This is a genomic window from Erwinia sp. 198 (assembly GCF_003937915.1).
Taxonomy (GTDB): domain Bacteria; phylum Pseudomonadota; class Gammaproteobacteria; order Enterobacterales; family Enterobacteriaceae; genus Erwinia; species Erwinia aeris.
In genome coordinates this window covers 221,114-244,195 of record NZ_RHUM01000002.1, presented here as the reverse complement: position 1 = coordinate 244,195, position 23,082 = coordinate 221,114, and the positions used below count along the sequence as shown (strand labels likewise).

Sequence of the window (23,082 nt, the reverse complement as noted above, 5' to 3'; positions counted from 1 at the left end):
AGGTAGGTATGAATATTACGCAGCGTTTGTTCCTGACGTTTACCCTGCTGGCTGTGGCTTTATGCACGCTGGCAGCGGTATCTTTTTCAATTATATCGGGTTTTCAATCCCGCTTTGAATATGTGCAGAATAATGCTATTCCCAGCATTAAGGATCTTAACAAATCCATTAGCGCTGCCAGCGGCCTGGGCCTTGCCTTATACAAGCACCAGGCGCTTAACGATGATACAAAGCTGCCTGCCGCTGAACGCCATATTGACGACACGCTGGATGAATTAAAAAAGCTGACTGATTACTATATGGCTAATGACATCTCCAATGCTGAAGATCGTAGTATGACAGAGCAGATCTATCGTGACATAGACGCCGTACGGGCTGATTTACCGGCGTTTCTTAACGCTTCCCGTGCGCAAAACGAGAGCGTAACGCTGGCCTTGCTTCAGGGTGAATCTGGCATAGGTGCCGCAGGCAGAAAATTAGCATCGGATTTGAATAAGCAGATTGAACTTAATATCCAGATTGGCAATGAACTAAAAAAAATCAATAAAGAAATCTATTCAAAAACACTCTGGATGATGTCAACTGCGGTTCTTTTGGTGATTGTGCTACTCAGTTTTTTTGCTGTAAAAACCATTCTGAATATCAGAAGAAGCCTTCTGAATATAGAAGGGACAATGCTGGAAGTCAGCAACACGTTAGACCTTACCCGGCATGCTGACGACAGCCGCGCTGATGAAATAGGAAAAACCGCTTCTGCATTCAACAAATTACTGACTAAGTTTTCAGAGACGTTAACGGCTGTTAATAGCGCATCGTTATCCGTAAGCTCTGGATCTTCGCAAATTGCTGCGGGTAATGAAGATTTGTCTTCCCGTACCGAGCAGCAGGCGGCTTCGCTTGAAGAAACCTCTTCGAGTATGGCTGCACTGAGTGAAACGGTAAAAAACAACTCTTTCAGTGCCAGCGAGGCGAGCACGCTGGCCGATAGCGCTAATAGGCTGTCGGCAGAAAACGGCCAGTCCGTGAAGAATATGTTGGATACGATGGAAGATATCCGCACCAGCTCCGGAAAAATTTCCGAAATAACGGGGCTGATCGAGGGGATTTCATTCCAGACCAATATTCTGGCGCTGAACGCTGCCGTTGAGGCGGCAAGAGCCGGCGAGCATGGCAGAGGTTTTGCGGTGGTGGCAAGCGAAGTGCGTAATCTTGCACAGCGTTCTTCCTCTGCGGCAAAAGAGATTAAAGATCTGATCAACGCCTCCGTTATGCACGTCGAAAGCGGGGCGCAGCAGGCGGCCAGCGTGGGTGAAAACTCAGCAAAAGTGACCAGCTCAATCAACCAGGTCGCGACTATTGTCAATGAGATTGCTACTTCGGCAGCGGAACAAAGCCGCGGTATTGAGCAGGTTCATTTGGCTATCGGGCAGATGGACGAAGTGACGCAACAAAATGCTGCGCTGGTCGAGGAAGCCTCGTCCGCGTCCAGATCGCTACAGGATCAGGCGGAGACGCTCAGCCAACTGGTGTCTGCTTTTAAATTAACTTCAGATACGCCGACATACAAAAAAACCGAAACTTTCGTTAAGCCATCCGTGAGCCGTACGCCCGCGAAGGCGGCTGCTGTATCAGCCGGAGATTGGGAAAGTTTCTAATGTGGTTCGCCCCCAGTAATGGGGGCTTTGGCATTGACCTGCTCGCCGTTGATTAACACACCCCGATATTAGTAATGTCTTCATAAGCCACGTGAGGACATCCCCATGAAGAAGCGTTTTTCCGACGAACAAATCATCAGTATTCTCCACGAAGCCGGGATATCCGCCCGTGAACTCTGCCGCAAGCACGCCATTTCCGATGCCACGTTTTATACCTGGCGTAAAAAGTATGGCGGCATGGAGGTGCCCGAGGTTAAGCGGCTGAAGTCGCCTGAGGAAGAGAACGCACGACTCAAGAAGCTGCTGGCCGAAGCTACGCTGGATAAGGAGGCGCTTCAGTTGGCCGCGGGCCGAAAGTACTGACGACAGACCAGAAACGGGAAGCCGTGGTGTTGATGTGTGATGCGACCGGTCTGTCGCAACGTCGTGCCTGCAGGCTCACAGGTTTGTCCCTGTCGATCTGCCGTTATTTGGCTCAGCGTCCGGCTGCGCCGAACCTGACATGGTCAATGGATTTTGTCATGAATGCTCTTGCCAGCGGCCGCCGGGTTGAGTGTCTGACCTGCGTGGATGACTTCACGAAGGAGTGTCTGACGATCACCACGGCATTCGGGATTGCAGGCGTTCAGGTGACACGCACTCTGGACAGCATTGCGCTGTTTCGTGGCTATCCTGCAACGATAAGAACCGATCAGGGTCCGGAGTTTACCTGCCGTGCGCTGGAGCAAGGGGCTTTTGAAAATGGTGTTGAGTTGCGCTTAATCCAGCCAGGCAAGCCAACGCAGAACGGATTTATTGAGAGCGTCACCTTTGCATGCGGCGCTTATAAATTGTGAACCTCGCCCCGGCGAGGTTTTTTGCTTTCTGACTTTGAAAGGACAGGTAGTCTGCCCGGGGGGTATCACCGGCGGCCGTGCGGCAGCCCGGGCGCTCGCTTATTTATAGTAACGGCGCTGTAATGCCGCTGAAGGGCGATGAGATTATCGGATTGGAAGCACTACTTACGCAGCTTTTAGAGAAAAGAGGGTATAAAGTATCGGATGCCGAACAGGGCTACCGCCGAGTACAATTTAAATGAGTACATAATTGAGTACATAACTTTTTTATCAGACGCAAAGTATACTGTGTAACTCATTGAAAAAAAGAAAAATGGACATTAAGCAATTAATTTATTTATGTAACCTTGAGCGCGAGCGCCATTTTGGCCGCGCGGCGGAGGCCAGCTTCGTCAGCCAGCCGACGCTGTCGATGCGTCTGAAAAACCTGGAGCGCGAGCTGGGGCTATCGCTGATCAACCGTAGCAATAACTTCGACGGCTTTACGCCAGAAGGCGAAAGGGTGCTGACGTGGGCACGGGAAATCGTCTCCGTCTATCAGGGCCTCAAGCTGGAAGTCGAATCGTTAAAACATGGCGTCGCGGGCACGCTACGTATTGGCGTGGTGCCCCAGTGCAGCATCTCGCTGCCGCTGGTGCTGAAAGGCATCCAGGAACGTTATCCGCAGCTTAACTATCGCGTCTCGGTGCTTAGCGCCGACCAGCTGCTTGACGCATTGAACAGCTATACGGTGGACGTCGGCATTGGCTTTTTTGAGCTGGTCACGCTGCGCGAGCTGCATTTCCAGGCCGAACCGCTGGCGGATAATGGCGTGGAAGTGGTTTTCCATCCCGAACATTTTCCGCAGCTGGTAGGCGAAGCGCCGCTGAGCCTGGACGAATTAAAAGAGATCCCGCTGTGTCTGGCGGAGCAGACGCGCTATTTCCGCCGCTATCTGGACACCCATTTTCGGGAAGCCGATATCCATCTGCGGGTGATACTGGAAACCACCTCCGTGTTTCAACTGGCGCAGGGCGTTCAGGTAGGGCTGGGCTGCCTGATTTCGCCTCGTGGCCATCTGCTGCCGTCCATGACGCCAGAATTGCAGTCTCGCCCGCTGGCCATTGCGCCGATGAGCCGCCAGGCAGCAGTGGTGATTGCCGAGCCGGGCAGAGCGACGCCGCTGTCCCAGCACTTTTTTGACGAGGTACGACGCTGGCTTAGCGAACGTCAGCCCTGACGAACGCTAACTCCCCAGCGACTGCATCAGCCGGTTATTCCAGCCTGCCAGCGCCGTACTGAAAATCACGTTCATCATTTTCTGCAGCGAAAAACCCACCTCTTCCAGCGGCTGTAAATGCGCGGCGCTGAAGCGCTCCGGCGAGCGGGTCAGCTGCGCGGCGGTCTGTATCACTGTCCGATCGACGGCGCTGGCGCTTTCGATCGCGTCATCAACGCCTTTTTTCAACGCGCTACGCAGCGCTTCCGGCGCGTACCGGTTAAAGCAGGCTGCACTACCGTTGATCCGTGCGGCTACGGCGGCGGCAAGCCGGCCTTCCGGCGTCGTCGTTCGCTCTTCCAGCACCTTAATCAGCTGTCCCCAGCCGTACAGGGCGTCCCCGTCGTGCGCCAGCAGCCAGGCGCTGCGGCTTAACGCCTGCTGCGGCTGGCAGAAGGTCAGCGCTTCCAGCTGGCTGTGCGTGGCGTAACGCAGCTCAACGGGCGTCAGCCGGGGCTGCCAGCTATGCTGGCTGGTAAAGCCACATTCGTCCGCATCTGGCGGAACCGTTACGCCAGGCATCCAGCGAACCGGCAGGGCGAGCAGGGCATGCACGCCAGCCGCCACTCGCGCCTGATAACAAACAAAGCCGATAATCTGGCTAAAGGTGATGATATCCGGCGCGGTCAGGCCTGCCTCATCCAGCCGCTGCAATGCCGCCTCGTCAATCAGCGTCGGCTGCATCGCCAGCTGGCGGGCATATTCGGTAATTTGCGTCAGGCGACGGTTGCTCTCACGTGAGGAGTCCGGGCCGCTTAGCGGATTGAGGCGAGCGGCGTAATGGTTACACAGGCGCTGAACGCCAGTTACCTGCGCCACGGTAAGTGCGGTGCTGAGACGATCGTATAACGTCAGCGTATGCGTCAGCGAGGCAGTCAACGACGAAGGAAACAGCAGCGAGTAGAGATCTCTGGAAGCCAGCAGCGCGGGCTGCGCTTCCTGTAGCGTCTGCCGCAGCTCGCCTTCACAAAGCGCGGCCAGTCCCAGCAAAAAACGGTCTTCAATATCAGCGGCCTCGGGCACCAAAGGCTCTGCCCGGCCGGCGAGCGTGGCCTGGGTTTCGTGATACCAGTGGCTATGGCTTTTAAGCCGACGCTGTTCCATAGTCATTCCTTTTCAAGTTGGCTGGCCCTGAGTACGGACCGGAGGGCAAGCCTATCCTCGCGCAAGCGGAATAACCGACAAAGACCGATCGGTGCTAATAAATAGCGGAAAAGCATAATGGTGAAAGAAACAGCGGAACCGGCTGGAAATTCGCCCATTCCTGGCGGAACGGGCGTTTAAAAGAGCGGGACTAACGATCTTTACGCCAGGCGTCCGCCGTCAGCGCTTCGCCAAAGTGGCTGGTAATCAGCCTTTTCGTCAGATCGTGCAGTGGGCAGGCCAATACGTCGGCGGTGCTGCCGCGCTCCACCACTTCGCCGTGATGCATAACGATTACCTGATCGCTGATATGCTTCATCATGCCCAGATGCTGCGTCACATAAATATAGGCGATGCCATGCTTGTCCTGGAGCTCCAGCATCAGATTAACCAGCTGCGAGCGCATCGACATATCCAGCGAGGCCAGCGCCTCGTCAGCGACAATCACCTTAGGTTGCAGGATCAGCGCGCGGGCAAGGCCCACGCGTTGCTTCTGTCCCGGTGCCAGCATATGAGGATAATAAGCGGCGTGATCGCGCAGCAAACCGACCTGGCGCAGGGTGGCGATAATGCGCTTTTCCCGCGCTTCAGCGGTCAGATCGGTATTCAGACGCAGCGGAAAATCCAGGATCTGGCCGATGCGCTGGCGTGGATTCAGCGAAGTGGACGGATCCTGAAAAATCATGCGGATACGCTGGCTGCGGTAGCCGTAATCGCCGTATTGCAGCGGGCGATCGTCAATCAGGATATCGCCCGCGCTCGGCTCAATCATGCCGCTGAGCATTTTCGCCAGCGTCGACTTGCCGGAGCCGTTCTCGCCGATAATCGCCAGCGTCTGTCTTTCGCGTAGCGTAAAGCTGACCTCTTTGACCGCCTCAACATGCTGACGCCGGAACAGGCCGGTTCGGTAACGGTAGGTTTTACTGAGGTTGCGTACCTCCAGCAGCGTTTCAACCATTACTGACTCTCCATATTCAGCGGGAAATGACAGGCGAACAGGTGCGATTTTCCACCCGCCAGGCGGGGCGTTTCGATACATTTTTTCTGTGCATAAGGGCAGCGCGGCCCCAGACGGCAGCCGATGGGCAGGTGCTCCAGCGAGGGGATAGCGCCGGGCAGGGTGTTCAGACGACTTTTATGCGGCAGCGAACGGCCAAAGTCCGGCATCGCCCTGATCAGCGCCTGCGTATAAGGATGGTGCGGCTGCACGATTAAATCTTCGCTGGTGGCGGTTTCCACCGTCTGGCCGCAATACATCACGTTGATGCGGTTCGCCCAGTGGCTCAGCATCTGCAAATCGTGACTGATCAGCAAAATCGTGGTGTTGTTGTTCTGATTAAGCCGGGAAAGCAGACGGAAAATCTGCGCCTGCGTCGTCGGCTCCATCGCGTTGGTGGGTTCATCGGCAATCAACAGGCGCGGCTGGTTAGCCAGCGCAATGGCGATCATCACTTTCTGACATTCGCCTTCGGTCAGCTCATAGGGAAAACTGCGCATAATATCTTTATGATCTTTGATGCCCACGCGGTGCAGCAGCTCGATAGCGCGACGATGCCGCCAGCGAAAACGCTGGTACCAGCGGCCTTTCCACGTCCAGCGGGGGATAGCCTGTTTTAGCTGTTTACCCACGCTTTCAGAAGGATCAAGGCAGGACTGCGGCTCCTGGAAAATCATCGACACGTTATGCCCGACAAGTTTACGCCTCTCGCGCGGCGACAGCTTAAGCAGGTCGATATCGTCAAAGCGCATACGATCGGCAGTAACCCGCCAGTTATCTTTGGTCACGCCGCAGATCGCTTTGGCGATCAGGCTTTTGCCCGAGCCGGATTCGCCCACCAGGCCGCGAACTTCCCCTTCGGTCAGCGTAATACTGACGCGATCGACCGCCTTTACCGGGCCATCGGCGGTCATAAACTCAATGGTCAGATTACGAATATCGAGCAGCGGCATTATTCAACTCCCGCAACGATGGCGCGACGAATACCGTCGCCCAGCAAATTGACAATCAGCACGCTGAGCATTATCGCCGCGCCGGGCAGCATCACCGTCCAGGGCGCGACATAAATCAGCTCCAGCGCATCACCAAGCATGGCTCCCCATTCGGGAGAAGGCAACTGCGCGCCCAGATCCAGAAAGCCCAGCGCGGCGATGTCCAGGATAGCCATCGACAGCGCTCGGGTAAATTCTGAAACCAGCAGCGCCAGGATATTAGGGAAAATCGCATAGCGAAGAATATTCATGCTGGAGGCGCCATCCAGTCGGGCGGCGGTGACATACTCTTTTTCCAGCTCGTCGTGCACGGCGGTATAGACCGAGCGCACCAGACGAGGAATTATCGCCAGGAATACCGCCAGCCAGGCATGACTTAAACCTGGGCCGAAAAACGCCACTACGATGATAGCCAGCAGCAGTGAAGGAATGGAAAGAAAGGTATCCAGAATATGGTTCATCACCGCCGAACGTAATCCTCTGGTGAGTCCGGCAAAAACGCCCAGCACCATGGCACAAAGCGAGGCCAGTACGGTAATGGCGATAGCCGATCCTACCGTTGGCGCCGCGCCGCTCAGCAGGCGGCTCAGCAGATCGCGCCCCAAATCGTCCGTGCCGAGGAAAAATGAAACATCGCCGTAGCGCGACCAGGAAGGCGGCAGCAGTTGATAACCTAAAAACTGCTGCGCCAGCCCGTAAGGCGCAAGCAGGCGACCAAACAGGCACAGCAGCAGCAGCGCGATAAACAGGTAGAAACCGATCATCGCGGTGGTGTCATGATAAAACAGCCGCCAGGTGCTGCGGAAAGTGCTGGGCAGCCGTTTTTCGGCGTAAATGTTATCGGAGGGCATACCATTCCTTATGCTTCAGCGGCGTCGTCAGCGCGCCCAGAATATCGGCCAGCACGTTGACGGTAATCACCAGACCGCCAACCATCATTACGCCTGCGGAGATCGCCGCGTAGTCCTGCTGCCTGATGGCGTCCACCAGCCAGCGCCCCAGACCTGGCCAGCTGAACACCACTTCCGTGATCATCGCCAACGTTAGCATGGTAGAGAATTGCAGGCCCAGGCGTGGCACAACCGGCGGCAGCGCATTATGCAGCACGTGACGGCGGATAATGGTCAGCCGTGAAAGACCGCGAGTGGCGGCAGCTTTAATATAGTTTTGCTCCATCACTTCGCGCGTGCTGATACGCAGTAGACGTACTACTTCCGTAGTAGGCGCCACGGCCAGCGCCGTCACCGGCAATATCAGGTGCAGCAGCACGCTTTTTAACATCTCGTGTCGCCAGGGCGAGTCGCTCAGCCAGGCATCAATCAGTGCGAAACCGGTGATGTTTTTCATGGGATAAAGCAGATCGACGCGGCCAGAAACCGGCAGCCAGCCCAGATCCAGTGAGAAAAAAAGCGTCAGCAGCAGCGCCAGCCAGAATACGGGCATTGAAAAGCCCAGCAGCGCCAGTGCGCTGATCGCTTTATCCTGCCAGCGGTTACGCATCACGCCGGCGGCAATGCCAAACGGGATGCCAACGGCCATCGCCAGCACGAAAGCGAGAATGCACAGCTCAAGCGTAGCGGGGAAGACTTCCAGCAGCTGCAGGGAAACCGGCTCGCCGTTAATGCTGGATACGCCGAAATCAAACTGCATCAGTCCCTGATACCAGAACAGTATTGCATCGCTAAACGAAGCGCCCTGTAGCGGCGCGTGGGGCGTAAAATAGCTCAGGCTGAAACCGACCACCGTCAGCAAAAATAGCGTCACAAGCCACAGCACCAGCCTTCTCAGCGTATAGATAATCATGGCTTGGTCCTTGGGTCGCGGTAAACGCCGGCAAAAGAGGCGTTGCCAAACGGGCTGAGCACCAGGCCGTGAATATCGTGGCGATAGGCCTGAAGGCGCAGCGAATAGGCCAGCGGCAGCACCGGCAGCGACTGCGCCAGCATAGCCTGCGCCTTGCCGTAGTACTCGATGCGCGACGCCAGTTGCTGCGAGAGCAGTGCTTTTTGTAGCGTCTCGTCAAAAGCGGCGTCGCACCAGTGCGCAAAATTGGTCTGCGAGCCGATAGCGGCGCAGCTTAACAGCGGGCGGAAAAAACTGTCGGGATCGTTACTGTCGGTAGCCCAGCCCGTTAGCGTCAGATCGTGATTCATCTCCATCAGGCGCGCTTCCTGAAAGCGCCCCTCGACGGGCACAATTTTGACCGTGACGCCAACCTGTGCCAGATCGGCCTGGATCAGCTCGGCGGTTTTCAGCGGGCTGGGGTTCCAGGCCTGCGAGGTGGCCGGTACCCACAGCGTCAGCTGGAGATCTTCCACGCCCAGCGCCTTAAGCATCTCACGTGATTTTTGTGGATTGTATTCGGTGACGCGCGCGTTGTTATCATAAGCCCAGGAAGCACGTGGCAAAATAGAAGCCGCCGTTTCCGCCGTGCCGTAGTAAACGGACTCCATCAGCCGCTCATTGTTGATCGCCAGCGCCAGCGCCTGGCGCACCTCGGCGCGATCCAGCGGCGCTTTGCGCGTGTTAAACGCCAGATAGGCGATATTCATCCCTGGCCGTAGCGTCAGCCGCAGGCGCGGATCGTCACGCAGCACCGAAATCTGGCTGGCGGCAGGATAGGCCAGCACGTCGCATTCGCCGGTCAGGAGTTTGGAAAGGCGCCCGGTGCCGCCCGCGCCCATATCGATCACTACCATCGGCATCCGCGGTTTTCCTTTCCAGTAATTAGCATGGCGGGCGAGGCGGATATACTGGCCGGTGCGGTATTCGCTAAGCTTAAACGGCCCTGTGCCGACAGGCTGGCGATCCAGCAGCTCCTGCCGATCGACTTTACTCAACTGCGCAGCATATTCAGCCGAAAGCACCGGCGCATAGTGGGTCGCCAGGTGCCACAGAAAGGAAGCATCCGGCGCGTTCAGCCGGATCTCGACCGTGTCGCTGCTCAGCTTTTTTACGCTGGCAACGCTGTCGGCGAACTGCAGGCTGTCAAAATAGGGATAGCTGCCGCCGTTGACGCCATGCCAGGCGGAGTTGCGATCGAAAATACGCTGAAAGCTGAACACCACGTCGTCCGCATTCATAGGTCGGCCAGGGGTGAACCATGCCGTTTTCTGGAAAGACACGTTGTGCCGCAGATGAAAGCGATAGGTAGCGCCGTTATCCAGCGTCTCCCAGCTTGCCGCCAGTTCCGGGATCAGGCGATAGGTATAGGGATCGACATCCAGCAGGCGATCGTAAAGCTGCGCGGCCAGCGTATCGACCACCAGCCCGCCGCTGACCAGCTGCGGATTAAAGGTGGTCGCCGCGCCGTTCACGCAATAGACAAAGCCGCTCTGGCGGATGTTTTCCGGCGGAGCGGCGGCAACCAAAGCGCTGAACAGGCTAAGGCCGACAAGAAAAGTGCAGAGTAGTTTGCGCATAGGTCATCTGAAATATCAGGCAATCCTCACAGTGTACCGCACTCTTGGTGCTCCCCCAAAGTTTGCGGGGACAACTGACGTTTTTTCATACTCGGGACGTGCTGTGCTTTGGAACTGCTGCCCGTTTGTTACTGATGAAACATTGCACCGCGCCGGGCAAAACGCCGGGTATTATTTAACAGCGGGCAAGATCAGTTTGGCGAAATACGCCCGATCTTAGTGTGGTAATGAGAATTATTCTCAATAAATACTTTACAGCTGTGTGTGAGAATGATTATTATTCTTCTGTGCTTCAACGGTGGCTCTACCGGAGAAGGGCACGACATTGCTCACATTGCTTCCAGTATTTTTAGCCCGCCCTGCGCGGGCTTTTTTTTTGCGCATTCTGCGGTGGTTTACGACCGTGCCGCGGTGAAAGAGAGGCTATGGCCGACTATACTGGTAGCTAAAGGGAGGCGCTTATGTCTGATAAAATTAAATTATTACAGGGTGATATCACGCAAGTTCCTGTAGAGGCGATGGTCAACGCGGCTAATTCATCGCTGTTGGGCGGGGGCGGCGTGGATGGCGCAATACATCGCGCCGGGGGCCAGGCCATTCTGGAAGAGTGTAAGGCGATCCGCGCCCGGCAGGGCGGCTGTAAGGAAGGCGATGCGGTGATCACCGGTGCGGGCAACCTGCCTGCCCGTTACGTTATCCATACCGTGGGGCCGGTGTGGAACGGCGGACAGCACGGCGAGCCGGATCGGTTACGTAGCGCTTATCACCGCTGCTTCGATTTGATTGACGACTATAAAATTAAATCCGTTTCATTTCCTAATATCAGCACCGGCATCTATCGTTTCCCTAAAACGCTGGCGGCAGAAATTGCTTTTGAAGCGATTTCCGCCAGGCTGAACGAGGCGGTAGAACAGGTCAATATCGTCTGCTTTGAGCAGGAGAGTTACGCTATCTGGCACAATTTGCTCCAGCAGCGCGGCTAAAACTGCCTATAGCTCGCCGTCTTCAGCGCCGATCTCCACGTTGTGCTTTTTCATCATCGCCCGCAGCTGATGATAGGTGACGCCCAGCAAATCTGCCGCGCGACGCTGGTTGTAGAGCGCCTGCTTTAAACTCTTTTGCAGCAGATCCCTTTCCTGCTGATTCTGCCAGCGGCGCAGATCCAGCGGCAGTGCGGGCAGCCGCTCAGCGGCTGGCGCTGTGGGGGCAGCATACAGGCGCTGAAAAGGATTGATAATAATGGTATCCAGCTCCTGCTCCGTTTCGCTGTGACGATAGACCGACCGTTCCACCACATTTTTTAGTTCCCGCACGTTGCCCGGCCAGCCATAGTCCAGCAGAGCCTGCCGCGCCCCTGGCGAGAAGCCGGGAAAGAAAGGCAGGCCCAGCTCCCGACACATCTGAATAGCAAAATGCTCCGCCATCACCAGGATATCGCTACGACGCTCGCGCAGCGGCGGCAGCTGCACCACGTCAAAAGCGAGCCTGTCCAGCAGATCGGCGCGGAATTTTCCCTCCCCGGCCAGCTGCGGTAAATCGGCGTTGGTGGCGCAGACCAGCCGCACGCTGACCTGCAAAGGCTGGTTGCCGCCGACGCGTTCCAGCTGTCCATATTCAATCACCCTCAGCAGTTTTTCCTGTACCAGCATTGGCGCCGTCGCCAGCTCGTCCAGAAACAGCGTACCGCCGTCAGCGCGCTCGAACCGGCCCAGATGGCGCTTCTGCGCGCCGGTAAACGCGCCGGCTTCGTGGCCGAAAAGCTCGGAGTCCAGCAGATTCTCGTTCAGCGCCGCACAGTTTAATGAAATAAAAGGACCCTGCCAGCGCTCGGAAAGATAGTGCAGCCGGCTGGCGATCAGCTCTTTACCGGTACCGCGCTCGCCGATAACCAGCACCGGTTTATTGAGCGGTGCCAGGCGTGAAACCTGCTCCAGCACCTCCAGAAAATTATTCGATTCGCCAAGCAGCGTTTCTTTTTCCATTTTTTTCACCAGGTATTGGTTAATTACGCCACTTTAGAGAAACAATGCGCGGCTGTAAACCGGCGTAATTAAGTAAAATCAATAAGATAAAAGTTGGCACGCGATTTGAATAGTAATACTCGTAACGCCAAAACTAATTTAAGAGGATGAAGATTATGGGTATTTTTTCTCGCTTTGCCGACATCGTGAACGCCAACATCAATTCGCTGCTGGAAAAAGCAGAGGATCCGCAAAAGCTGGTGCGCCTGATGATTCAGGAAATGGAAGATACGCTGGTGGAAGTGCGTTCCACTTCGGCCCGCGCGCTGGCAGAGAAAAAGCAGCTGCAGCGCCGCATTGAGCAGGCCGGGATCCAGCAGGCCGAATGGCAGGAGAAAGCGGAGCTGGCGCTGCGTAAAGATAAAGACGATCTGGCTCGCGCCGCGCTGATTGAGAAACAAAGACTGAGCGATTTGACTGCCTCGCTGACGCGTGAAGCCGAACAGGTCGAAGAAACGCTGACTCGCATGAAAGGCGAAATCGGCGAGCTGGAGAAAAAGCTGAGCGAAACGCGCGCTCGCCAGCAGGCGTTGACGCTGCGTCATCAGGCCGCGTCTTCTTCCCGCGACGTGCGTCGCCAGCTGGACAGCGGTAAAATTGACGAGGCGATGGCGCGTTTTGAATCCTTTGAGCGCCGCATCGACCATATGGAAGCCGAGGCGGAAAGCCACAGCTTTGGCAAAAAGAAAACGCTGGATCAGCAATTCGCCGATCTTCAGGCCGATGATGCCATCTCTGAGCAGCTGGCGGCGCTGAAGGCAAAAATGAACCGTAGCGAATAATCTTTGCCGGTGGCATTCCCCGGAATGCCCGGCATATCAATTCAAGGAGAATGAATGAGCGCGTTATTTCTGGCGATCCCGCTGACGATATTTATGCTGTTTGTAGCGCCCGTCTGGCTATGGCTGCACTACAGCAAGCGTCAAAACAGTGATGCCACACTGTCGCAAGGCGAGCTACAAAGGCTGCAGCAGCTGACTCAGGATGCCCGCAGGATGCGCGAACGTATCAAGGCGCTGGAGGAGATCCTCGACGCTGAACACCCTAACTGGAGGCAGCCATGAGCAGCAGGAAACTTTACCGCATTCCCGCGCGCGGCAAGGTAAAAGGCGTCTGCGCCGGGATCGCCGACTATCTGGATATCCCGGTTCGGCTGGTGCGGGTTATCGTCGTGCTGTCGATGATCTTTGGCCTGTTTATGCTCACGCTGCTCGCCTATTTTCTGCTGGCCTTTGTGCTGGACGAGAAGCCGCAAAGCGCGGAGGAAAACGCCCCGACGGCACATATGCTTTTAGACCAGCTGGAGGCGGAGCTGCGCGGCGGAGAGCCAGGCGTACGCGATATAGAACGCTACGTCACTTCTGAAACCTTTAGCGTGCGCAGCCGATTCCGTCAGCTGTAGGCGCCCGGAGAACACCATGCGTAACTGGCAATCTGCTTTACACCGCAACGCCGCGCCCACGCTGAAAAAGGCCGGTAAGTTCGTGCTGCTGGGCGCGTTAAGCTACGGCCCGGCCGGCCTGACCGGCTGGGCGGTAAAATCCGTCGCGCGTCGGCCGCTGAAAATTATATTAGCCTGGGCGCTGGAACCGCTTATTCGCCGTGCGCTGCGGGGCGCAACGGCGCGCTGGAACAAACCCTGAACGTCGCGGCTATGCTATTCTGAGCCGTCGGCCTTAAGGATATGGACCAATGAAACGACTTCAGACAGAACTGCTTTCATTAATGAACCGGGGCGCAGATCGCCATTTGCGCCTCGCCGTCACCGGCCTGAGCCGCAGCGGCAAAACGGCCTTTATCACCTCGCTGGTCAATCAACTGCTTAACGTCAACGCCGGCGCGCGTCTGCCGATGTTTTCCGCTGCGCGGGAAGGCCGTCTGCTGGGCGTTAAGCGCGTGCCGCAGCGCGATATGGGTATTCAGCGCTTTACCTATGATGAAGGCCTGGCGCAGCTGTATGGCGAGCCACCCGCCTGGCCGACGCCGACGCGCGGGGTCAGCGAAATGCGTCTGGCGCTGCGCTATCGCTCGCAGGGATCTCTGCTGCGCCATTTTAAAGATGCCTCCACGCTTTATCTCGAAATTGTCGACTATCCCGGCGAATGGCTGCTGGATCTGCCCATGCTGGCGCAGGACTATCTCGGCTGGTCGCGACAGATGACGGGGCTGTTGAATGGCGATCGAGCCGGCTGGTCGGCGCCATGGCGCAAGCTTTGCGCCGGTCTGGATCCGCTTGCGCCTGCGGATGAAAACCGGCTGGCGGCAATCGCGGCGGCGTGGACAGACTACCTGCATAAGTGTAAACGGGAAGGGCTGCACTTTATCCAGCCTGGCCGCTTTGTGCTGCCGGGCGATATGGCCGGCGCGCCAGCCTTACAGTTTTTCCCCTGGCCGCAGGCGGAAGAGGCGGACGCCTCCAGGCTGGCGCAGGCGGATGCCAACAGTAATATCGGGATGCTGCGCGCGCGCTATAACTACTATTGCCAGCACGTGGTCAAAGACTTCTATAAAAACCACTTCCTGCGCTTTGACCGCCAAATCGTGCTGGTGGACTGTTTGCAGCCGCTTAACAGCGGGCCACAGGCGTTTAATGATATGAGGCTGGCGCTGACACAGCTGATGCAAAGCTTTTCCTACGGCCAGCGCACGCTGTTCCGCCGCCTTTTCTCGCCGGTAATCGATAAGCTCCTGTTTGCCGCCACCAAATCCGATCACGTTACCAGCGATCAGCACGCCAACCTGGTGTCACTGTTGCAGCAGCTGGTACAGGATGCATGGCAGAATGCTGCTTTTGAGGGTATCGATATGGAGTGCCTGGGCCTGGCGTCGGTGCAGGCTACGCAAAGCGGGCTGGTCGATCATCAGGGCGAAAAGATACCGGCGCTGCGCGGTCACCGGCTGAGCGACAACGAGCCGCTAACCGTCTATCCGGGCGAGGTACCGCCGCGCCTGCCGGGCAACGTATTCTGGCAGCAGCAGGGGTTTCATTTTGAACAGTTCAGGCCGCAGCAGCTGGACGCAGACAGGGCTTTGCCGCATATCCGTCTGGACGCGGCACTGGAATTTTTACTGGGAGATAAACTGCGATGAACGCACCGCTCAAACCGCGTATCGACTTTGCGCAGCCGCTGACCGAGGAAAAAGACGCCGCTATAAAATCCGCCAGACATTTTACCCCGCAGGAGGCGAGCTTTATCGCTGCGGAGCCGGAAGCGCATGTCGAAGAGGAAGACGCGGGCGAAAAGGCGGTCGAGGCCGCGCTGCGACCCAAACGTAGCCTGTGGCGTACGCTGGTGAAAACCGGCCTGGCGTTGTTTGGCCTGAGCGTGGTGGCGCAGGGCGTACAGTGGACTTATCAGGCCTGGCAGGCGCAGGACTGGATCGCTCTGGGAGGCTGCGCGGCGGGCGGACTGATCGTCGTGGCCGGAGCCGGTTCCCTGACAGGCGAGTGGCGACGGCTTTATCGGCTACGCGAGCGGGCCGAAGAGCGCGATATCGGCCGCGAGCTGTTAAACAGCCAAAGCATGGGCAAAGGGCGCGAATTTTGTGAAAGGCTGGCGCGCCAGGCCGGGCTGGATCGGGCCAACCCGGCGCTACAACGCTGGCATGCCTCGCTGCACGAAACGCATAACGATCGCGAGGTGGTGGCGCTTTATGCGCAGATAGTGCAGCCGATGCTGGATAACCAGGCGCGACGCGAAATCGGCCGCAGCGCCGCCGAGTCAACGCTGATGATCGCCGTCAGCCCGCTGGCGCTGGTGGATATGGCGTTTATCGCCTGGCGCAACCTGCGGTTGGTTAACCGCATCGCCGCGCTGTACGGCATCGAGCTGGGCTATTTCAGCCGCATTCGTCTGTTCCGGCTGGTGCTGTTAAACATTGCGTTCGCTGGCGCTTCCGAGCTGGTGCGGGAAGTGGGTATGGACTGGATGTCGCAGGACATTGCCGCGCGCTTCTCCGCTCGCGCCGCGCAGGGTATCGGCGCAGGCTTGCTGACCGCCCGTCTGGGCATCAAGACCATGGAGCTGTGCCGTCCGCTGCCCTGGCTGGAAGGCGACAAGCCGAGGCTGGGCGATTTCCGGCGCGACCTGGTGGTGAAACTGAAAGAGACGTTGCAGAAGTAGGCAACTGTCAACTTTTCCTTCCAGAACGCTTCTGACCCCTGCGGCAATGGGGTATTATTAATATCCGCCCGGAATTGATAAAGGTTTATACATGCGTCTGGAAGTCTTTTGCCATGACCGACTTGGTCTGACCCGTGAACTGCTCGATCTGCTGGTTGAAAGGAACATCGACCTGCGCGGTATCGAGATTGCCTCAATCGGCCGCATCTACCTTAACTTTTCAGCTGTGCCCTTCGAGCAGTTCAGCCAGCTGATGGCGGAAATCCGTCGTATTACCAGCGTCACCGACGTGCGTACGGTGGCGTTTTTACCGTCGGAACGCGAACATCGGGCGCTGAGCGCGCTGCTGATTGCGCTGCCGGAGCCGGTGTTTTCCATCGATATGAAAAGCAAAATCGAGCTGGCGAATCCGGCGGCTCAGGCGCTGTTTTCGCTTAACCAAGAGAAAATGCGCAGCTACGGCGCAGGCGCGCTGATTGGCGGCTTTAATTTTCAGCGCTGGCTGGAAAACGAACGCCTCGAGCCGCAGGCGCACCATGTGATATTGCAGGGGCGCGACTTTCTGATGGAAATTACGCCTATTTTTACCGCAGGCGATCACGAACAGGCAGACCGGCCCGCTGGCGCGGTAGTCATGCTTAAATCCACCGCCCGGATGGGCCAACAGTTACAGAACCTGGCGGTTAATGACGACAGCGAGTTTCAGCATATCGTGGCGGTTACGCCAAAAATGCGTCAGGTCGTGGAGCAGGCACGCAAGCTGGCGATGCTGGATGCGCCGTTGCTGATCGTAGGCGATACCGGCACCGGCAAAGATATGCTGGCACGCGCCTGCCATCTGCGCAGCGCCCGCGGTAAAAAACCTTTCCTGGCGCTGAACTGCGCCTCGCTGCCGGACGACGTGGCGGAAAGCGAGCTGTTTGGTCATGCCGCCGGCGCCTATCCCAACGCGCTGGAAGGCAAAAAGGGCTTTTTTGAGCAGGCCAACGGCGGCTCGGTGCTGCTGGACGAGATAGGCGAGATGTCGCCAAGAATGCAAACCAAGCTGCTGCGTTTTCTGAACGACGGCACTTTCCGCCGCGTGGGCGAAGAGCATGAAGTGCACGTGGACGTGCGGGTAATCTGCGCCACGCAGAAAAACCTGACGGAAATGGTGCAGCGCGGCGAGTTTCGCGAAGATCTCTTTTATCGACTGAACGTGCTGACGCTGAATCTGCCGCCGCTGCGCGATCGTCCTCAGGATATTTTGCCGCTGACGGAAATGTTTGTTGCGCGTTTTGCCGACGAGCAGGGCGTCGCCAGACCCAGGCTTTCTCCTCAGCTTAATGCCTTTCTTAGCCGTTATACCTGGCCCGGCAACGTCCGCCAGCTGAAAAACGCGCTTTATCGCGCGTTGACCCAGTTGGAAGGCTACGAGCTGCGGCCGCAGGATATCGTTCTGCCGGAGTTTTCGATGGATATTCAGCTTGGCGAAGAGGCAATGGAAGGATCGCTCGACGACATTACCAGCCGCTTTGAGCGCTCGGTGCTGACCAAACTTTATCTCTCTTATCCCAGCACGCGTAAGCTGGCGAAACGTCTTGGCGTCTCGCATACCGCTATCGCCAACAAGCTGAGGGAATATGGACTGAGTAAAAAAGCGGACAGTGAAGGGAAATAATTAAAAAGCAGAGCCTCGGCTCTGCTTTTGATTTATGAGCAGGAAAAGGATTTATTAATGAATAATAATGTTCATATCCGCGCCGTTATCGAAAATGAAATTACAGAAGAATTAAAAAAAATTGGTGATTTCACCTGGGCTTACGTGGTCATGGAAAAAAAGAGCATGTTGCTTTCTTTCTATGCCACAACTTATCCGGAAAAGTGGGTGAAACACTACTATGAAAATAATTTGCAATGCACCGATCCGGTAGTCATTACCGCTTTAAGACGGCTGACGCCATTTGCATGGAATGAGCAAATCAAAGCGGAAAATTATCATCATGGCAGCGGACTGCTGGGTAAAGCGGCGCAGCACAGTATCAGTGAGGGCTATACCTTCGTTCTTCATGATTACAATAATAATCTGGCTATGCTGTCGCTACTTATTAATAAAGAGGTATCAGAAGAAATTCAACATCTTCTTCAGTTTCACCAGAGCCGGCTGAATTTATTTTTGGCTGCCCTGCATGAAAAATATCTTTCCCTGGCTTTATCGTCCCAAAGCGAGTCGGCGCCAGCCACGCTTTTCACCACCAGAGAAAATGCGATCCTTTACTGGGCCAGCGTGGGTAAGACCTATGAGGAAACCGGATTGATACTGGGCATTAAAACGACCACGGTTAAATTTCATATGGCGAATATAGTGAAAAAACTGGGTGTGGCCAATGCCAGGCAGGCAGTTTGTCTGGGCGTGGAGCTTAAGCTGGTAAAGCCGGTGCAATAATGAAAGAGGCCGGTCGGCGACCGGCCCGGCGAATTACTTCAGCACGGCCAGTGCGGCGTCATAATCCGGCTCGGTCGCGATTTCATCGACCAGCTGGCTATGCAGCACCTTATCCTGTTCGTCCAGCACGACGACGGCACGCGCCGTCAGTCCTCTTAGCGCACCGTCGTTAAGCGCCACGCCATACGCTTCTTTAAACGTCTCGCCACGCAGGGTGGAAAGCGTAACCACGTTATTCAGGCCTTCCGCGCCGCAAAAACGCGACTGGGCAAATGGCAGATCGGAAGAAATGCACAGCACTACCGTGTTTTCTACCTTTCCGGCAAGCTCATTAAATTTACGCACCGAGGCGGCGCAAACGCCGGTGTCCACGCTCGGGAAAATATTCAGCACCTTGCGCTTGCCCGCATAGTGCGAGAGCGAAACATCAGAAAAATCTTTAGCTACCAGCGTAAATGGTTTCGCGGTCTGGCCCGGCGTCGGCAGCTCGCCTGCCACGGCGACCGGATTGCCCTGAAAATGTACGGTCTGAGTCATAACTTTTCCTTATTAACGCGGTAAACGAATGTCTGAGTGTAAGCTATGGGGCTAAACTCCAACAGCGCTAAACACAACATTTCCCGCTTTATTGTCAAAATCCCCGTGGAATGGCTATGGTGTGGAAAGAATCATTGCTCTGCCAAAAGGAACCTTTAATGAGAAGTGTCAAAGTCTGGCCGGAAACCTGGCCGTTGCGCGCGCCTTTTGTTATCGCACGCGGCGGCCGCAACGAAGCGGACGTGCTGGTGGTGGAACTGGAGGAAGAGGGGATCGTCGGCACCGGCGAGGCTACGCCCTATGCGCGCTATGGTGAAACGGCGGCTTCAGTGCAGGCACAAATCACGGCGCTGACCAAAGATCTGGAGCAGGGCATGACGCGCGAGCAGCTACAGCAGGTGTTACCCGCTGGCGCGGCGCGTAATGCTATCGACTCCGCGCTGTGGGATCTGGAAACCCGCAGGGCAAACAGCGATCTGTGGCGGATGACTCATGTTGTGCGTCCCGATGTGGTGGAAATGGCTCAGACCATCAGTATCGACTCGCCGGAAGTTATGGCCAGCGGCGCGCTGGCGCTGTGGCAGAACGGCGCGAAGGTATTGAAAATCAAAATGGACAACGCGATGATCACGGAACGGCTGGTGGCTATCCGTACCGCCGTGCCGGACGCCACGCTGATCGTCGATGCCAATGAGTCCTGGCACAGCGAAGGCCTGGCGGCGCGCTGTCAGCTGCTGGCGGATCTGGGCGTGGTGATGCTTGAACAGCCCTTACCGGCGGCGGACGATGCGCTGCTGGCCAACTTTATCCACCCGCTGCCGATCTGCGCCGATGAAAGCTGCCACACCCGCGAAAGCCTGCCTCAGCTGGCGGGACGTTATGAAATGATTAACATCAAGCTGGATAAAACGGGCGGGCTGACCGAGGCGCTGGCGCTGGCCGCCGCCGCCAAAACGGCCGGGCTGGAGGTGATGCTGGGCTGTATGCTTTGCACCTCCAGAGCCATTCGCGCCGCGCTGCCGCTGGCCGGCACGGCCCGCTTTGTCGATCTGGACGGGCCTACCTGGCTGGCGCAGGACGTGACCGCCTTGCCGTTCCGCTGCGGCAGGATCGCGCTTTCAGAAAGTCTTACTCAGTAGTTCGACCAGCGCGGTCAGATATTTTTCGCTGGCCTCGTCTGCCGAAACGGGCGGCAGCTCGGCGGTGATCACCGGCAGCCCTAAATCAGCGCACCAGCTGCCGAACGAGCCTGGCGTGGCGTAGCCGACAGACGTCACCAGCGGCAAGCCCATCTTTTCGGCCAGCCAGCGTCCCGCCTCGCTGTCGAGCGGATCCTCAATGCAGGCCAGCGGCTCGTGAAAACTCACTACCCAGGCGGGTTTAAGCTGGTGGATCAGCGCACACAGCGCCTGCGTTTCCGGTTCTGATCCGGCGCTTTCCCCTGTGGAAAGCGTCACGTCCCGTTCATTCGCCGCGCTGTTCCAGCGATAAACTGTCTCGCCCGGCTGCCAGTTAGCCGCAGGAAAATTACGGTTCAAATCCACGCCGCGCGCGTTTGCCCGCAGGCCAAGCTGGCAGCCGTCGGGATTAACCGCCAGCACCACGTGATGGCGACGATGCCTTTCGTGCAGCGTGCGCATGGCGCAGGAAAGGGTGATCACCGCCGCCGTTTCGTCGCCGTGTGTCCCGGCCAGGATCAGCCCGCTGGCATCATCCGCATTCGGCGCGGGAAACCAGAGCAGGGGGGCGCCCAGCACGCTGCTGCCATAGCGCAGGCGATCGGCCTCCAGCTTGCCGCGCCGGGGCCGTGGATGATTCTGAGGCATAGTGACTCCAGAGGATTTGTCCAAAAGCTTTTTATAGCAGACTCGGCGTACTGAAAGGAGGATGTTTTCCGTGTTGTGAACTGACGAGCCGGAAAATGCTGTAATTATCACAATCAGTTGCGCTAAAGTTCCCTCTAAATTCCGTTGCCCTGACTGAGGTATCCTGATGAGGAACGCTTTTCGTTTTACGCTGACGCTGCTGGCCCTGAGCGTCAGCGCTTCTCTCTGCGCTGCAGAGGTGCCGGCCGGCACCGAACTGGCCGCTCGCCAGGAAATCGTTCGGCATATCAAAGATGAACCCGCCTCGCTCGATCCCGCTAAGGCGGTAGGGCTGCCGGAGATCCAGGTTATCCGCGATCTCTTTGAAGGATTGACTAATCAAAACGCGCAGGGCGAAAGCGTGCCGGGCGTGGCGACCCAGTGGCAAACCACCGACAATAAAACCTGGATTTTCACGCTGCGTAAGGATGCCCGCTGGTCGAATGGCGATCCCGTGACCGCCAGCGATTTTGTTTACAGCTGGCGGCGGCTGGTCGACCCGAAAACCGCCTCCACCTTCGCCTGGTTTGCCGATCTGGCCGGGATCGCTAACGCTGCCGCTATCACCAAAGGCGACATGACGCCGGATAAGCTGGGCGTTAGCGCGCTGGACGACCACAGGCTGAAAGTGACGCTGGACAAGCCCGTGCCTTACTTCGTCAGCCTGACCGCTAACTTCAGCCTCTATCCGGTACCGCAAAAAGTAGTTGAGCAGCAGGGTGCTGCCTGGACGCAGCCCGACAGGCTGACAGGCAACGGTGCCTATAAATTGCAGCAAAGGGTGGTAAATGAAAAGCTGGTGCTGGTGCGCAACGATCGCTATTGGGATAACGCACATAGCGTCATTAATAAAGTAACTTTCGTGCCCATCAACGAGGAGTCAAGCGCGACCAAACGCTACCGCGCAGGCGATATCGATATTACCGAATCTTTTCCTAAAAACATGTATGGCCTGCTGAAAAAACAGATCCCTGACGAGGTGTATACGCCGGATCAGCTGGGCACCTATTACTACGCTTTTAACACGCAGAAGGGGCCGACGGCGGATGTGCGCGTGCGCAAAGCGCTTTCGTGGAGTATCGATCGCCGCATTATTGCGGAGAAAGTGCTGGGCACCGGCGAGAAACCCGCCTGGCATTTTACCCCGGACGTCACCAACGGCTTTAAGCCACAGCCGGGCTTTTTGCAGCAGCACGCTCAGGCAGAGCTGGACGCCCAGGCTAAAACGCTGCTGGCGGCGGCGGGCTACGGGCCAACGCACCCGCTCAGCCTGACGCTGCTGTATAACAGCTCTGAAAACAATCAGAAGGTCGCCATCGCCGTCGCGTCTATGTGGAAGAAAAACCTGGGCGTTAACGTGAAGCTACAGAATCAGGAGTGGAAAACCTATATCGACAGCCGCAACAGCGGCAGTTTCGATGTGATCCGCGCTTCCTGGGTGGGCGACTATAATGAGCCGTCCTCTTTTCTGAGCCTGCTGACCGCCAGCCACAGCGGCAATATTTCGCGCTTTAAAGATGCGGCCTATGACGACTTGCTGACCAAAGCGAGCCGGGAAACCGATGCCGGTATCCGTAATGATAATTACAATCGGGCGGAACAAATCCTGGCGGATCGGGTGCCCATCGCGCCTCTTTATCAACTCTCTAACGGCCGCCTGATCAAGCCATGGGTCAAAGGTTATCCGATAACGAACCCGGAGGACGTGGCGTACAGCCGGATGCTTTATATCGTTAAGCATAACTAAGAACAGGCCGGAGCAGCTCTCGCTCCGGCCATAGCAGCATCGCCACAGGCGGGCTTTTCG

At 56.8% G+C, this 23,082-nt stretch carries 22 protein-coding genes and 1 pseudogene; 14 read left to right on the top strand and 9 right to left on the bottom strand.

What is annotated here, in order from left to right:
• Positions 1–8: 8 nt before the first annotated feature.
• From EGK14_RS03600 to EGK14_RS03590, 3 genes and pseudogenes are all read left to right on the top strand, one after another.
• On the top strand, positions 9–1,655 hold the full coding sequence (locus EGK14_RS03600) for a methyl-accepting chemotaxis protein (RefSeq protein ID WP_125287691.1): 1,647 nt from the start codon (positions 9–11) through the stop codon (positions 1,653–1,655).
• A 105-nt stretch (positions 1,656–1,760) separates the two neighbouring features.
• Positions 1,761–2,458: pseudogene (locus tag EGK14_RS03595) on the top strand (DDE-type integrase/transposase/recombinase); the annotation flags it as partial.
• A gap of 346 nt (positions 2,459–2,804) precedes the next feature.
• Complete coding sequence (locus tag EGK14_RS03590; RefSeq protein WP_125287690.1) at positions 2,805–3,710, top strand: LysR family transcriptional regulator; 906 nt, start codon at positions 2,805–2,807, stop codon at positions 3,708–3,710.
• Positions 3,711–3,716: 6 nt separating this feature from the next.
• On the opposite strand, the gene EGK14_RS03585 is transcribed toward EGK14_RS03590, so the two are convergent.
• The 6 genes from EGK14_RS03585 to sapA all read right to left on the bottom strand — a co-directional run bounded on the left by EGK14_RS03585 (position 3,717) and on the right by sapA (position 10,303).
• Positions 3,717–4,853, bottom strand: a complete 1,137-nt coding sequence (locus tag EGK14_RS03585; RefSeq protein ID WP_125287689.1) for an oxidoreductase — start codon at positions 4,851–4,853, stop codon at positions 3,717–3,719.
• Between the two features lie 190 nt (positions 4,854–5,043).
• Positions 5,044–5,850: a putrescine export ABC transporter ATP-binding protein SapF gene (gene sapF / locus EGK14_RS03580; protein WP_125287688.1), complete on the bottom strand. Its 807-nt coding sequence runs from the start codon at positions 5,848–5,850 to the stop codon at positions 5,044–5,046.
• Entirely contained in the window at positions 5,850–6,842 is a 993-nt protein-coding gene (gene sapD, locus EGK14_RS03575; protein ID WP_125287687.1) for a putrescine export ABC transporter ATP-binding protein SapD, read from the bottom strand. Before sapD ends, sapF begins: the two co-directional genes overlap by 1 nt.
• Complete coding sequence (gene sapC, locus EGK14_RS03570; protein WP_125287686.1) at positions 6,842–7,732, bottom strand: putrescine export ABC transporter permease SapC; 891 nt, start codon at positions 7,730–7,732, stop codon at positions 6,842–6,844. Before sapC ends, sapD begins: the two co-directional genes overlap by 1 nt.
• Positions 7,719–8,684, bottom strand: coding sequence for a putrescine export ABC transporter permease SapB (gene sapB / locus EGK14_RS03565; protein ID WP_125287685.1), 966 nt, complete (start codon positions 8,682–8,684; stop codon positions 7,719–7,721). The genes sapC and sapB overlap by 14 nt, the downstream gene beginning before the upstream one ends.
• The gene (gene sapA / locus EGK14_RS03560) at positions 8,681–10,303 is read right to left on the bottom strand and encodes an ABC transporter substrate-binding protein SapA (protein WP_125287684.1); all 1,623 of its coding nucleotides are present in this window, start codon (positions 10,301–10,303) and stop codon (positions 8,681–8,683) included. Before sapA ends, sapB begins: the two co-directional genes overlap by 4 nt.
• Before the next feature lie 461 nt (positions 10,304–10,764).
• Here sapA and EGK14_RS03550 point away from each other — a divergent pair, with 461 nt between their 5' ends.
• A complete protein-coding gene (locus tag EGK14_RS03550) occupies positions 10,765–11,286 on the top strand; it encodes an O-acetyl-ADP-ribose deacetylase (RefSeq protein WP_125287682.1) in 522 nt (173 codons plus the stop codon).
• A gap of 6 nt (positions 11,287–11,292) precedes the next feature.
• On the opposite strand, the gene pspF is transcribed toward EGK14_RS03550, so the two are convergent.
• The gene (gene pspF, locus EGK14_RS03545; RefSeq protein WP_125287681.1) at positions 11,293–12,285 is read right to left on the bottom strand and encodes a phage shock protein operon transcriptional activator; all 993 of its coding nucleotides are present in this window, start codon (positions 12,283–12,285) and stop codon (positions 11,293–11,295) included.
• A gap of 155 nt (positions 12,286–12,440) precedes the next feature.
• Here pspF and pspA point away from each other — a divergent pair, with 155 nt between their 5' ends.
• The 8 genes from pspA (at position 12,441) to EGK14_RS03505 (ending at position 18,873) form a co-directional block, all read left to right on the top strand.
• A complete protein-coding gene (gene pspA, locus EGK14_RS03540; protein ID WP_125287680.1) occupies positions 12,441–13,106 on the top strand; it encodes a phage shock protein PspA in 666 nt (221 codons plus the stop codon).
• 54 nt (positions 13,107–13,160) lie between these two features.
• Positions 13,161–13,388, top strand: coding sequence for an envelope stress response membrane protein PspB (pspB, locus tag EGK14_RS03535; RefSeq protein ID WP_125287679.1), 228 nt, complete (start codon positions 13,161–13,163; stop codon positions 13,386–13,388).
• Complete coding sequence (pspC, locus tag EGK14_RS03530) at positions 13,385–13,726, top strand: envelope stress response membrane protein PspC (RefSeq protein WP_125287678.1); 342 nt, start codon at positions 13,385–13,387, stop codon at positions 13,724–13,726. Before pspB ends, pspC begins: the two co-directional genes overlap by 4 nt.
• A 16-nt stretch (positions 13,727–13,742) precedes the next feature.
• Positions 13,743–13,967: a phage shock protein PspD gene (gene pspD / locus EGK14_RS03525; RefSeq protein ID WP_125287677.1), complete on the top strand. Its 225-nt coding sequence runs from the start codon at positions 13,743–13,745 to the stop codon at positions 13,965–13,967.
• A 49-nt stretch (positions 13,968–14,016) separates the two neighbouring features.
• Positions 14,017–15,414 (top strand): YcjX family protein, encoded by a 1,398-nt coding sequence (locus tag EGK14_RS03520; protein ID WP_125287676.1) that lies wholly within the window; start codon positions 14,017–14,019, stop codon positions 15,412–15,414.
• Entirely contained in the window at positions 15,411–16,448 is a 1,038-nt protein-coding gene (locus EGK14_RS03515; protein ID WP_125287675.1) for a YcjF family protein, read from the top strand. The genes EGK14_RS03520 and EGK14_RS03515 overlap by 4 nt, the downstream gene beginning before the upstream one ends.
• A gap of 91 nt (positions 16,449–16,539) precedes the next feature.
• Positions 16,540–18,108: a transcriptional regulator TyrR gene (tyrR, locus tag EGK14_RS03510; protein WP_125287674.1), complete on the top strand. Its 1,569-nt coding sequence runs from the start codon at positions 16,540–16,542 to the stop codon at positions 18,106–18,108.
• Positions 18,109–18,165: 57 nt separating this feature from the next.
• A complete protein-coding gene (locus EGK14_RS03505) occupies positions 18,166–18,873 on the top strand; it encodes a LuxR family transcriptional regulator (protein ID WP_125287673.1) in 708 nt (235 codons plus the stop codon).
• Between the two features lie 33 nt (positions 18,874–18,906).
• On the opposite strand, the gene tpx is transcribed toward EGK14_RS03505, so the two are convergent.
• Positions 18,907–19,410 (bottom strand): thiol peroxidase, encoded by a 504-nt coding sequence (gene tpx, locus EGK14_RS03500; protein ID WP_125287672.1) that lies wholly within the window; start codon positions 19,408–19,410, stop codon positions 18,907–18,909.
• Between the two features lie 158 nt (positions 19,411–19,568).
• Here tpx and ycjG point away from each other — a divergent pair, with 158 nt between their 5' ends.
• The gene (gene ycjG / locus EGK14_RS03495; RefSeq protein ID WP_125287671.1) at positions 19,569–20,549 is read left to right on the top strand and encodes an L-Ala-D/L-Glu epimerase; all 981 of its coding nucleotides are present in this window, start codon (positions 19,569–19,571) and stop codon (positions 20,547–20,549) included.
• Here ycjG and mpaA read toward each other — a convergent pair.
• Entirely contained in the window at positions 20,529–21,236 is a 708-nt protein-coding gene (mpaA, locus tag EGK14_RS03490; protein ID WP_125287670.1) for a murein tripeptide amidase MpaA, read from the bottom strand. The genes ycjG and mpaA overlap by 21 nt on opposite strands.
• Positions 21,237–21,402: 166 nt before the next feature.
• Between mpaA and EGK14_RS03485 the strand changes: the two genes are divergently transcribed.
• A complete protein-coding gene (locus EGK14_RS03485) occupies positions 21,403–23,022 on the top strand; it encodes an ABC transporter substrate-binding protein (RefSeq protein WP_125287669.1) in 1,620 nt (539 codons plus the stop codon).
• Positions 23,023–23,082: the final 60 nt, after the last annotated feature.